The organism is Acidiphilium rubrum, assembly GCF_900156265.1.
Taxonomy (GTDB): Bacteria; Pseudomonadota; Alphaproteobacteria; order Acetobacterales; family Acetobacteraceae; genus Acidiphilium; species Acidiphilium rubrum.
Window position 1 is genome coordinate 20794 of the sequence record NZ_FTNE01000015.1, and the last position, 12747, is coordinate 33540.

Here is a 12747-nt window from a genome sequence, read left to right on the forward strand (position 1 = left end):
AACATCATGTCAGTCGCCGGGAAAATCGCCGGCCTGTTCGTCGAACCATGTGCGATTGTCGCGCACGATCATGGCGATCGCCTCGGAAGGACCCCAGGTGCCGGCGGTGTAAAGTTTTGGCCGTTCGCCGGAGTTTTTCCAGGCATCGAGAATGCTTTCGGTCCATTCCCAGGCAGCTTCGACCTCGTCGCGGCGCATGAACAGGGTGGCGTTGCCGCGCACCACATCCATCAGCAGACGCTCATAGGCATCGGGCAGATGGCCTTTGAAGGTTTCGGCGAAGCTGAGGTTGAGCGGGGCGTTGCGCAGGCGCAGGCCGCCAGGGCCGGGTTCCTTGGTCCAGAGATGCAGGCGGATGTGTTCGTTCGGCTGCACGCGGATGACGAGGCGGTTGGGCTGGGCGTGATCGGAGCCGGTCGGGAAAATCCAGTACGGCACGGGTTTGAACTGGATGACGATTTCCGAGACTTTTTCCGGCAGGCGCTTGCCGCTGCGCAGATAGAACGGCACGCCGGCCCAGCGCCAGTTTTTCACCTCGACCTTGAGGGCGGCGAAGGTTTCGGTGGTCGAGCCGGGGACGATGTCTTTTTCATCGGCATAGGCTTTGACCGGTCCGCCGTTGATGGCGCCGGCGCGATACTGGCCGCGCACGGTCTTGGTCGAGATTTCATTTTGTGTGATGGGGGCGAGGGATTTCAGGACCTTGATCTTTTCATCGCGCACCGCCTCGCGATCGAGCGTGGAGGGCGGCTCGATCGCGACAAGGCAGAGCAGCTGCATCAGATGATTCTGGATCATGTCGCGCATGGCACCGGTGTGGTCGTAGTAACCGCCGCGCTCTTCGACGCCGACGGTTTCGGACACCGTGATCTGCACGTGGTCGATACCGTTGTGGTTCCAGACCGGCTCGAACAGCGAATTGGCAAAGCGCAGGACCAGCAGGTTCTGCACGGTCTCCTTGCCGAGATAATGATCGATCCGGAAAATATTGCGCTCTTCGAACACCGCACCGACCCGGTCGTTGATTTCGCGGGCGGAGGCGAGATCGTGCCCGATCGGCTTTTCGAGCACGATGCGGGTTTCCGGCGTTTGCAGCTTGTGGGCGTGGATGTTGTCGGCGATGGTGCCGTAGAGTTCCGGCGATGTCGCGAGGTAGAAAACACGGATGGCGCGCGGTTCGTGGTTGAGCAATTTGGCGAGATCGGGCCAGCCGCGGGCGGCCGTGGCATCGCACGAGATGAAATAGAGCCGGTCGAGAAAGCGCTTCAGGACTGTCTTGTCGAGCGCATCCGGCCCGACGAATTCCTCGAGGCTTTTTTGGACCAGTGTCTGGAACGCCTTGCGCGTCATTTCCGCGCGGGCGGAGCCGATGATGCGAGAGGTTTCCGGCAACTGCCCGTCAAGATCGCGGTGGTAGAGGGCGGGGAGCAACTTCCGTTTTGCGAGATCGCCGGTGCCGCCGAAGACGATGTAGTCGAACGGCTCGATGATCGGCTGGGAGAAATTCATGGATCAAACCTATCCGAAACTGTGACCATGATTATAGGGCGGCGGAAGGGGTAACTCAACTCGGGCGGGCAAAGGAGGCAGGAAGGTCTTCTTTTTTTTGAACAAAAAAGAAGCAAAAAAAACTTTGCTAATCTGGGCCGGTGCCCGTGAAACCGCCCGTGCCCCAGGGTCGGAAAGTTTTTTGCTTCTTTTTCTCAAAAAAGAAGTCCTTCCTCGCTATCCTTCACCAGACGCAATAACCGCCATCAGCCAGCACGATCGACCCCGTCATCAGGCTCGACGCCTCCGAGGCGAGGAACAGCACGACCGAGGCGATTTCATGGGTCTGACCGACCCGGTGCATCGGCGTCATATCGAGCCAGATGCGGTTGAGGTCTTCGTCTTCCATGCCGAAGCGGGTCAGCGGCGTGTCGATATAGGTGGGCGCGACGGCATTGACGCGCACGCCGCGGTCGGCCCACTCGCCGGCCAGCGAGCGGGTGAGGTGATGCACGGCGGCTTTTGAGGCGTTGTAGAAACTCTGCTTCTGCGGCTTGTTGGAAATGAAGCCCGACATCGAGCCGATGTTGACGACAACCCCGCTTTTGCGCGCGAGCATGGCTTTGCCAAACGCGCGTGCGCAGTAGAACGTGCCGTTCAGATTGACGTTGATCACGTCGAGCCAATGCTCGTCGGTGGTGTCTTCGGCGGCGGTGCCGGAGCGGGCGATGCCGGCGTTGTTGACCAGGATATCGATCGATCCAAGCTTTTCGTTGAGCGATGCCGCAGCCTCGTTCACGGCGGCGCTGTCGGTGACATCGAGCACGATGCTTTCGGCGGAGTAACCGAGTTTCGCGAGCGAGGCCTTGCCTTCTTCACAGACCGTCCCATCCCGATCCGCGATCACGACATGGGCGCCGGCCTCGGCAAGGGCGGTGGAGCACGCGAGACCGATCGCACGGCCGCCGCCGGTGACGACCGCATTACGGCCCTTGAGATTGAATTTTTCGAGATACATCATCGCTCCTCTGGTTATCAAACTCGTCTGCGTTCAGTGCAGATGAAACTCACGTCGCAGCAACGCCTTGCCGTCCGGCCCGAACAGCACGGAGCGATCGCCTTTCGGCGCCATGGTCACGGCATCGCCCATGCGGACGCCTGCCAGATCATCGGCCTTCACGATCATCTGCTGTCCGTCCGGGCGTTTGACGTAGACCAGCGTTTCGTTGCCGAGATGCTCGACGAAATCGGCAACGCCGCCGATCGGGCCATCCGACACCAGCGCCGTATGTTCGGGGCGCATGCCGACGGTGACCCGCGTGCCAGGGGCAACCGCGATACGATCCCCCATGACAATGACGTTGCCCGCATCGTCGAGTTTGACCTCGACGTGCTGGTCATCGCGTGCGGTAACGACGCCTTCGAGCAGGTTCATCTTGGGTGACCCGATGAAGCCCGCGACGAACAAATTCGCCGGGTTGTTGTAAAGCTCAAGCGGGCTGCCGACCTGCTCGACGATACCGGCGTGCAGCACCACGATGCGATCGGCCATCGTCATCGCCTCGATCTGATCATGCGTCACATAGATCATGGTGGTCTGGAGTTGCTTGTTCAGCTTGACCAGTTCGGTGCGCATCTGCACGCGCAGCGCGGCATCGAGATTCGAAAGCGGCTCGTCGAACAGAAATCCTTTTGGATTACGAACAATGGCACGGCCGATCGCAACGCGCTGGCGCTGCCCGCCGGACAGGGCTTTCGGGCGGCGATCGAGCACCTTATCGAGTTGCAGCATTGCGGCGGCGTGGGCGACCTTGGCCTTGATCTCATCACGCGGCACTTTCGCCATTTTCAGGGCGAAGCCCATGTTTTCGGCGACCGTCATGTGCGGATAAAGGGCATAGGTCTGAAACACCATGGCGAGGCCGCGTTTGTCGGGCGGGATGTCGTTGGCGCGGACACCATCGATGCTGAAATCGCCGCCGGTGATGTCTTCGAGGCCCGCGATCATGCGCAGCAGCGTTGTCTTGCCGCAGCCCGAGGGGCCGACAAAGACGACAAATTCACGGTCGTCGATCGAGAGGTCAATGCCTTTGATCGCGTGGAAGGTTTCGTAGCGTTTTTCGACGTTCTGCAGGATGAGCTTTGCCATGATTGCCTCTATTTCACGGCGCCGAACGTCAGGCCGCGCACCAGGCGCCGCTGCGTCAGACTGCCGAATACGAGTATGGGAGCAACCGCCAGGACCGATGCGGCCGAGAGTTTTGCCCAAAACAGGCCTTCGGGTGCGGAAAACCGCGCGATGTAGGCGGCGAGCGTGCCGGCGTGGGAGGCGGTGACGTTGATGCTCCAGAACGCCTCGTTCCAGGACAGGATCACCGAGAGCAGCGCCGTGGAGGCGATGCCGGGACCAGAGAGCGGCAGCAGCAGATGCCACATCTGCTGGCGTGGCCCGATGCCATCGACGCGGGCGGCTTCGAGAATTTCCCCTGGGATTTCCTTGAAGAACGAATACAGCATCCAGACCACGATCGGCAGGTTCATCAACGTGTCGAGCCCGACCAGACCAATCCTGGTATCCTGCAACCCGATCGTTTTCATGCCGAGGTAGATGGGCATCAGGACGCCGACGGCGGGGAGCATCTTGGTCGAAAGCATCCACATGAGCGTGAATTCGGTGCGTTGGGTTGGAAAGAACGCGAGCGCATAGGCCGCCGGAAAGGCGATCGCGATGGCGAGCACGGTGGAGCCGACGCTGACGATGACGCTGTTCATGGCGAACAGCAGATAGCCCGCATTGGCCGTGGCATCGAGAAAGCTCTGGATGGTCGGCGTAAACAGTATCAGCGGCGGAATGGCGATGGCCTGGCCTTCGGTTTTGAAGGCTGTCACGATCATCCACAGGATTGGGAAGAACATGACCAGCGCTGCGATCCATGCCAGGATGCCAAAGATGATCTGGCTCAATGCCGATTGTTTCATGGCTGCGCCCTCAAGCCTGGAGATTGCGCGAAACGGCGCGGATGAGGAACATTGCCAGCACATTGGCCAGCACGATGGCGAACACGCCGGCGGCAGAGGCGCTGCCGATCGAGAAATCGTTCAGGGCCTTGATAAAGATCAGATAGGTCAATGTGGTGGTTGCATCACCAGGTCCGCCGTTGGTGGTGGTGTAGATCACCGCGAAGGCCGAGAGCAGGAAGATCGATTCCAGCATGATGACGATAGAGATCGGCCGCAGCAGGTGGGGCAGTACGATGTAGCGCAGGCGAGCGAGGCCTTTGGCGCCGTCCATCCGCGCGGCTTCGAGTTGATCGGTATCGAGCGATTGCAGCGCGGTGAGCAGGATGAGCGTGGCGAACGGAATCCAGCGCCAGGAATAGATGATCACGACCGAGAGCATCGGCGCCGTGCTGAACCAGGCGATCGGGTGCAGGCCCAGCAGCGTCATGAACCAGCCGAACAGACCGCTGACCGGATCGAGCAGCAGGTTTTTCCAGATCAGTGCCGCGACCGGCGACATCACGAAAAATGGTGCGATCGCGAGCAAGCGCGCGATGTTGCGGCCTGGAAAATCGTTATTCAACAGCAACGCTATCAGCGTGCCGAACACGATCGAGGCGGCCAGCACGCCGAGCACCAGGACGACGCTGTTTTTGATGGCGACCCAGGTCGAGATGTCGGTGAACAGGTAGCGATAATTCAGGCCACCGTTAAAGACGGCAGGCGGCGTCATCAGATTATAGTTTTCGAACGAGTAGAAGATGGTGCGCAGCAAGGGCAGGATGGACCATAGGAGCAACAGGATGACGGCCGGCAGCAGGAGCGGCAGCGTGTTGACCTGTCGCGCGCCGCGTCCGGACCGCACTTCGGTACTGATATTGGTGACCGCAACGCCCTGGTCCATCATCCCACCCTTTTCAAAGCATTGGCAGCGCCGCACCGGGGCGGCGCTGCTGCGGTTGCCTGATTACTTGTAGCCAGCTTCCTTCATGGTCCGGCCGGTAGCCGCCTGGGCTTGGGTCAGAGCGGCATCGACCGATTTCTGGCCTGAGAGGGCTGCGGCAAGTTGCTGTCCCACTTCGGTGCCAATTCCCTCGAACTGCGGGATCGCGACGAACTGAACGCCGGTGTACGGCACTTTCTTGAGTGTCGGATCGGTGGGATCGGCGCTCAGGATCGCCTTCTTGACCATGCCTGCAAAAGGCGCGGCCTTGATGTAGTTGGGGTTCGAGTAGGTCGAGATCCGGGTTCCCGGCGGGGTCTGCACCCAGCCGAAGGTTTTGCCGGCGAGCGCGATATAATTTTTTGATGTCGCCCACTGCAGAAACTTCATCGCATCGGCCTTATGGCGGGTGGTCTTGGGAATGGCGAGCGACCACGCCCAGAGCCAGTGAGCGCCCTTCGGGGTTACAGCGATCGGAGCATCGACCATGCCGACATCGGCGGCCACTTTCGAGGTTTTCGGGTCCCACAGCGAACCGGCCGCGACCGTGCTGTCGATCCACATGCCGCACTTGCCTTGGCTGAACAGAGCCAGGGTTTCAGTGAAGCCGTTCGACGTCACGTTGGGGGGGCCGTATTTCTTTTCGATGTTCACATAGTAATTGGCGGCATTTTTCCAGGCCGCGCTATCCAGCCGCGGCTGCCACTTCATGTTGAACCAGCGGCCACCGAAGGTGTTCACCAGCGTGTCGAAATACGCCATGTTTTCGCCCCAGCCCGGCAGGCCACGCAGACACATGCCGTAGATGCCCTTGGCAGGGTCGTTCACTTTCGCAGCGTACTGCTCGATTTCCTTGTACGTCGGATGCGCCGGCATCGTGATGCCGGCGGCCTTGAACAGATCCTTGCGGTAATACGTGACCGAGCTTTCGGCGTAGAATGGCAGAGCGTAGAGCGAGCCTTTGTATGACAGGCCTTTGCGGACTGAGGGGAAGATGTCAGCGACATCGTAGCTGGCAGGCAGGCCCTTGATCGGCGTCAGCCAGCCGCTTTTGCCCCAGATCGGCACTTCATAGGAACCGACGGTGACGATGTCGAAATTGCCGGAATTCGTTGCGATATCGGTGGTGACGCGCTGACGTAGCGTGTTTTCGGGCAGGACGACGAAATCGAGCTTGATGCCGGTTTCCTTGGTGAACTGCGGCGATAATTTCTGCATCTGCAGCATATCGGGATTGTTCACGGTCGCGATTGTCAGCGTCTCGGCGGAGGCACTGGCCATCAGGCCGAATAACCCGGCCGCGATTCCGCCGAACGCGTAAGCAATATGTTTTTTCATCAAGCGTATCTCCCTCATTGAACGAGCCTGGTTCATTTCATTTGTCTCGGCTTCACGCCGATGCGGATCACGCACGCCGACGGCGCAGATCGAACCTGCGCAAGGGGGACCCAGAGGGTCAGTTCGAACGGGAATGGAAGCAAACGAGCAGCGTCCCCATCGGGTCGGTGCGGTTCAGTCGTTTCCTCGCGTTCGTCGTGCGCAGCTTGACCACGTCTTGTGAAACGCAGGTAGCGGACTTTCATTTGGAAAGTCAATGGAATTTTTATATGCGATTTTGACGATAAATCGCCTGTTATTCAGGCAACCTACCGCAATCCGGATCGCGGCAGCGACTCTGCCTGATCCATCGGGCTTTCATTTCGAAACCTATAGACTTCAGGCTAAATCGCTGGCATCGATGCGGCATGGTTCGTCCGGAACGACAACGATGACAATCGGTGCGAAGAGCGCCGTGCTGCAGCGCCGGCTACAGATTGCAGACTGGATCCGTCAGCACGGCCAGATGCGGGTCGATGAACTCAGTACGGCGCTGATGGTGTCTGAAGTGACCATCAGGAGCGACCTGACGTATCTCGAAGAACAAGGCTTGATCGTGCGGAGCTTCGGCAAGGCGATCGCCGCGAAATCGAATGCGCCGCGTGACCGGCCGGCCGGAATGACGCTGACCAAATCGCTGATCATCCCGATGCTGCGGCGTGCCCAAGGGTTGATCGGCGCGGACCAGACCGTGCTGATCGGCCCCGGCCCCTTGGCCGTGCAGATCATTCCCTGGCTTGCCGATATACCGGGCATTGCTGTTCTGCTGACAAATATTGAAGCAATTGCGCTGGCGCGTACATGCCTTGATGCGCGGATATACTGTCTGGGCGGCGAGATTGGTGCGGAGAGCGGCAGTTTCGAGGGCAGCAATGCTGTGCGCAGCCTCGATCACTACCCGCTCGGCTGGGCCGTACTCGATGCTGATGCGCTCTCCGCCGATGCAGCGCTGCTTCTGACCTCGAAGGCGGCGGAGCGCCTGAGCGATGCGGCGACCCGGCGCGCCGAACGCAGCATTGTACTGGTCGGCAATCCCGCGCTCTCGCTGGAACGGCGGGCCGCGCAACTGCCGCTGAGCATTGCGACAGACATCATTCTGCCCGGACCGCCCAGCAATCGCGCGCGCGACATTCTGCTCGATGCCGGGTTTCACCCGATCGAATCCGATGCCGGTGGGGAAGCGTATTTTTCCAATTTTGTCCGCACGGGAGCGCGGCGTATGCAGAGTACCGGAGCGATGCCGTGATTGCGTTGCCATGACCGGCATGATCGTAACGATGGGCGAAATCCTGGTCGATATTCTTGCCGAGGATCGGGGTCAGGGGTTTCGCGAACCAGGGCGCCTGCTTGGCCCGTTTCCGGGCGGCGCGCCGGCGACCTTCACGGCCCAAGCCGCCCGGCTGGGTGCTGATGCGGGGATTATTTCCTGCGTCGGCGATGATGATTTCGGCTGGTTGTGCGTCGACCGGTTGAAGCACGATGGAGTCGATGTCAGCGCGGTCCGCATCGATCCCGACCAGGTCACCGCAAGCGCCTTCGTGCGCTATCGCGAGGATGGCGATCGTGATTTTCTATTCAACCTCAAGCGCAGTGCCGCCGGGCGCATCTGCATCGATGCCGCGGCGCGCGGCATGCTGGCGCAATGCGCGCATTTTCACATCATGGGCACGTCGCTGTTTTCGTTTCATATTATTGATGAAATGAAAAAGGCGATCGAGCTTGCCAAGGCAAATGGCGCGGTCATCTCGTTCGATCCAAATATCCGCAAGGAAATGCTGACGATTCCGGAAATGCGTGCGGGGCTGGAATTCATGCTCGGCTATACCGATATCTTTATGCCGTCCGGGCCGGAAATCCTGCTGCCGACCGAAGCCCGCTCGGAACGCGCGGCGATCGAGGAGCTGCTCGGCATGGGCATCCGGATGGTGGTGCACAAGCGCAACCGCAAGGGTGTCAGTTTCCGCAGCCGGACCGAAAGTTTCGATCTGCCAGCCTTCGCGATCGAGGAGGCCGACCCGACCGGTGCGGGTGATTGTTTCGATGCCGCGTTCGTCACCTGCCTGCTGACCGGCATGACCACCGAGCGCGCGCTGACCTACGCCAATGCCGCCGGCGCGCTGGCGGCCTCGAAAAAAGGCGGCATGGAAGGGATCGAGGATTTCGCCACGCTCGATCGGTTTATCGCGACGGCGGCAACCATCTGATCACGGCCGGAGACAGGCAGCGATGAATTCTCTCGACAAGGACTGCGTCATCGGCATCGACGTCGGGACCGGCAGTGCGCGGGCCGGCGTGTTCAGCCTGGGCGGCGCGATGCGCGGCAGCGCGGTCCGCCCGATCCGCACGTGGCGGCCGCGCGCGGATTTTATCCAGCAGTCGAGCGCCGATATCTGGGCGGCCGTGTGCGATGCGGTGCGCGCCGCGGTGGCGGCGGCGGGGCATGATATCACGGTGCGCGGCATTGGGTTCGATGCGACCTGTTCGCTGGTGGTGCTCGATGCGAAGGCAGCACCACTCAGCGTCGATCCCGATGGCACACCCGAGCAGGATATCATTTTATGGGCGGATCATCGGGCGCTGGCGCAGGCCGATGCGATCAATGCCGGCGAGCACGACGTGCTGCGCTATGTCGGAGGCCGTATCTCGCTGGAAATGCAGATGCCGAAACTGCTCTGGCTGCGCGAGCACGCGCCGGAAACCTGGCGGCGCGCGGCGCATTTTTTCGACCTGCCGGATTACCTGACGTTTCGTGCCACCGGCGATGCATCCCGCTCGCTGTGTTCGACCGTGTGCAAATGGACCTATCGCGGCCATGAAAACCAGTGGGACGAGGCATTCATCCGCGCGATCGGGCTTGGCGACCTCGCCGATGAAGGGTTTGCCAGAATCGGCACCACAATCCTGCCGATCGGCACGCCGCTCGGGCGCGGGTTGAGCAGGGATGCGGCCGCGGCGTTCGGGCTGCCAGCAGGAATCGCGGTCGGCACATCGGCGATCGATGCCCATGCCGGTGGAATCGGGGTGATCGGCGCGGCGTTCGACGGGGTCTCGCCCGACGATGCGGCGCTGCGCACGCGCCTTGCGCTGATCGGCGGCACGTCGTCCTGTCACATGGCGGTGACGCGGGACGCCGCCTTCGTGCCGGGTGTGTGGGGGCCATATTTTTCCGCGATGATCCCCGGGTTCTGGCTGAACGAGGGCGGGCAATCGGCGACCGGCGCGCTGATCGATCATGTGATCGGCACGCACGCGGCCTATCCGGCGCTCGCAGAACAGGCAGGCGCTCGGGGGCAGACGGTTTATCGAGTGCTGAACGATATCCTGGAGGGTCTGGCCGGGGGGGCGGCGTTGGCACCGCTCACGGCGGATCTGCACGTGCTGGCGGATTTCAACGGCAATCGCTCACCGCGCGCCGATGCGACTCTGCGCGGCATGATCAGCGGCCTGGCGCTGTCCGCCACGCCGGAGGATTGCGCGCGTCTCTATCTCGCGACGATCCAGGCGGTTGCCTACGGCACCCGCCACATCATCGAGACGATGAACGATAGCGGATATGCGATCGATACGATTTTCGCGACCGGTGGTGGCACCAAGAATCCGGTGTTTCTGCGCGAGCATGCCGATGCCACGGGCTGCCGCATCGTTCTGCCGGCGGAACAAGAGGCGGTTCTGCTCGGGGCGGCGATTCTGGGTGCGGTTGCGGGTGGCGCGTATCCGGATGTGCGGAGCGCGATGGGCGCGATGAGCCGCAGTGGCGAGGCGATCGCGCCGGATGCGGCGCTGCGGTCGTATCATGACCGGAAGTATCGGGTGTTTCGGAAGCTTCATGACGATCAGATGTCGTATCGGGCGCTGATGGACCGTTAGCTCTTCGATGCACTTGATCGTTGCGTCCGGCGCGTTCGTCCGATAGCGTCGGCGGCAGCATCCAGATACCGTACCGAAGCGGATTATTTTGAGTTTTTAGCGGAGACAAGGGCCGTGGGTCAGGGTGTTGCGGATGAGGTTGTTTTCGCTGTGGTGGAGAGCGTGACACAGGATAATGGCGCTGGATTGAAACAGTCAGACGAGCGGTACGACGAAGACTATTATCTGATGGTCAATCCCGACGTGGTCAACGGTATCGCGGCGGGATATTTCGAGAACGGATATCACCACTACCGGCTGCACGGCCGCGACGAAGGGCGCATCGGCGCGCCGGTGTTTGACGCCGCCTGGTATTGCCGGATCTACCCGATGGCTACGACCGACATCGAAAGCGGCCGCGCGCGGGATGCCTGGGATCATTGGCAGCGGATCGGCCGTTATCGCGGCTACCTGCCGAACCCCGGCGCACCGCGGCCGGAAAACCCGTCCCGCTTGGCGGCGCGGTTCGGCGGACTATGGACCGATGCGCCGGACGCCGACGACACGATCGCCGGCCGGCATGCGATCGGGGTGCTGAGCGATGCCGATGCTGAGTTGCTGCGCAACTGGATCTCCAATGGCTACGTGATTTTGCCTGGTGCGATTCCGGCCCATCTACTTGATGCCGCCTGCACCGATCTCGATCGCGCCTATCAGGGCGGCATGCCGTCGCTGCTGTTTCAATGCCTGAGCCTGAGCCCGAACGATATGCCGTGGCGCCCCGAGATCAACGCGCGGCCGGCGAAGGCGCTGGATCTGCACTGGCACTCGCAAGCGACGCGCGACCTGATGTTTGCCCCCGCCATTCTGCGCTTCCTGCACCTGATCTTCGAGCGGCCGCCACTCGCCTCGCAAAGCCTCGGCTTCCTGCGCGGTTCCGGTCGGCCGGCGCATCAGGACACCGCCTATGTCGTGTATTCGCAGGCACGCCGGTTCGCCGCATCGTGGATCGCACTGGAAGACGTGACGGAAGGTGCCGGAGAGCTTGCGTATTTCCCCGGCAGCCAGCGGGCGCCTGATTTTGTCTATGCCGACCGCTACAAGAGCCTGCACGAGGCGATGCGGATGAACATAGCCGGCGGTAATTCGCTGCGCGAGGCCGAGGAAGAGCACGGCCGCACTATCATCCGTCATGCCGAGGAACACGGCCTGCGCGAGGAACGCCTGCTTGCCAAAGCCGGCGATGTCCTGATCTGGCATGCCGACCTCGCGCATGGCGGCAGGCCGATCTCCAACAATGCGACGCGACGCAGCGTGGTCACGCATTATTGCCCGGCCGATGTCGCACCGCTCTCGTTCGAGGCTGGCCGTTGCGACCTGCGCCGGCATGGGACATCTGGCTATTACAGCACGGTCGTCTATTAACGGAGGCATGTCCCAGCCGATTCTGCCGCTCCGCATCATCCGTGGTCGTCCCCGTTTGTTCTCCGGTCTGGTCTGCGGGCTGATCGCGTTTCCGTTTCTGCCGCAGGCTTTGCCGCTGACCACGCGCGGCGTGCTCGCCTGGGATATTTTCGTCGCCGCCTTCCTGGTTCTGGCGGCGATTCATTTTACCAGCGCGGATCATAAAAGGATTGCGGCCGACGCCGCCCGGCAGGAAGAGGGTGAATGGACCCTGTTTGCACTGACGCTGATCGGTACGATCATGAGTTTCACGGCGATCGTGATTTTTTCGGGACTCGCGAAGCTCAAGGGCCATCACGGCGAATATGTCGCGCTGGTCGGCCTGACGTTGATTGCGTCCTGGCTGATGACCCAAGTGACCTTTGCCTACCGCTATGCGCATGAATATTACGCCGATACCGATGCGGGACCCGAGGGCGGGCTGAACTTTCCCGGCGAGGATGCGCCGGATTATCTTGATTTCATTTATTTTTCCTTCGTGCTCGGCATGACCTTCCAGGTGTCGGATGTGAACATCACCGGGCGCAAGATGCGCCGGCTCGCGACGTTGCAGGGGTTGATCGGGTATATGTTCAACACCGTGGTCCTGGCGCTGACCATCAACATCGCGGCTGGTATTTTCTGACGAC

At 61.3% G+C, this 12747-nt stretch carries 11 protein-coding genes; 5 read left to right on the plus strand and 6 right to left on the minus strand.

All coding sequences use genetic code 11. The annotated features are described in order from the left end of the window. Positions 1-9 precede the first annotated feature (9 nt). The 6 genes from zwf to BW994_RS12000 all read right to left on the minus strand — a co-directional run bounded on the left by zwf (position 10) and on the right by BW994_RS12000 (position 6769). Positions 10-1509 carry a glucose-6-phosphate dehydrogenase gene (gene zwf / locus BW994_RS11975; protein WP_029311642.1) on the minus strand — a complete coding sequence of 500 codons (1500 nt, stop codon included), beginning with the start codon at positions 1507-1509 and terminating at the stop codon, positions 10-12. A 223-nt stretch (positions 1510-1732) separates the two neighbouring features. Then, on the minus strand, positions 1733-2506 hold the full coding sequence (locus BW994_RS11980; protein WP_029311643.1) for an SDR family NAD(P)-dependent oxidoreductase: 774 nt from the start codon (positions 2504-2506) through the stop codon (positions 1733-1735). Positions 2507-2539: 33 nt separating this feature from the next. After that, on the minus strand, positions 2540-3637 hold the full coding sequence (locus BW994_RS11985) for an ABC transporter ATP-binding protein (RefSeq protein ID WP_029311644.1): 1098 nt from the start codon (positions 3635-3637) through the stop codon (positions 2540-2542). A gap of 8 nt (positions 3638-3645) precedes the next feature. Continuing rightward, on the minus strand, positions 3646-4467 hold the full coding sequence (locus BW994_RS11990) for a carbohydrate ABC transporter permease (protein WP_029311645.1): 822 nt from the start codon (positions 4465-4467) through the stop codon (positions 3646-3648). Between the two features lie 10 nt (positions 4468-4477). Continuing rightward, complete coding sequence (locus BW994_RS11995) at positions 4478-5392, minus strand: carbohydrate ABC transporter permease (RefSeq protein ID WP_051657316.1); 915 nt, start codon at positions 5390-5392, stop codon at positions 4478-4480. 63 nt (positions 5393-5455) lie between these two features. Further along, a complete protein-coding gene (locus BW994_RS12000; protein WP_029311647.1) occupies positions 5456-6769 on the minus strand; it encodes an ABC transporter substrate-binding protein in 1314 nt (437 codons plus the stop codon). 430 nt (positions 6770-7199) lie between these two features. Between BW994_RS12000 and BW994_RS12005 the strand changes: the two genes are divergently transcribed. The 5 genes from BW994_RS12005 to BW994_RS12025 all read left to right on the plus strand — a co-directional run bounded on the left by BW994_RS12005 (position 7200) and on the right by BW994_RS12025 (position 12743). Beyond that, positions 7200-8054, plus strand: a complete 855-nt coding sequence (locus tag BW994_RS12005; RefSeq protein WP_081849066.1) for a DeoR family transcriptional regulator — start codon at positions 7200-7202, stop codon at positions 8052-8054. Positions 8055-8064: 10 nt separating this feature from the next. Further along, a complete protein-coding gene (locus tag BW994_RS12010) occupies positions 8065-9012 on the plus strand; it encodes a sugar kinase (protein WP_029311649.1) in 948 nt (315 codons plus the stop codon). 22 nt (positions 9013-9034) lie between these two features. Next, entirely contained in the window at positions 9035-10675 is a 1641-nt protein-coding gene (locus tag BW994_RS12015; RefSeq protein WP_029311650.1) for an FGGY-family carbohydrate kinase, read from the plus strand. A 186-nt stretch (positions 10676-10861) separates the two neighbouring features. Continuing rightward, a complete protein-coding gene (locus BW994_RS12020; RefSeq protein ID WP_139334099.1) occupies positions 10862-12079 on the plus strand; it encodes a phytanoyl-CoA dioxygenase family protein in 1218 nt (405 codons plus the stop codon). A gap of 7 nt (positions 12080-12086) precedes the next feature. Next, a complete protein-coding gene (locus tag BW994_RS12025; protein ID WP_029311652.1) occupies positions 12087-12743 on the plus strand; it encodes a DUF1345 domain-containing protein in 657 nt (218 codons plus the stop codon). Positions 12744-12747: the final 4 nt, after the last annotated feature.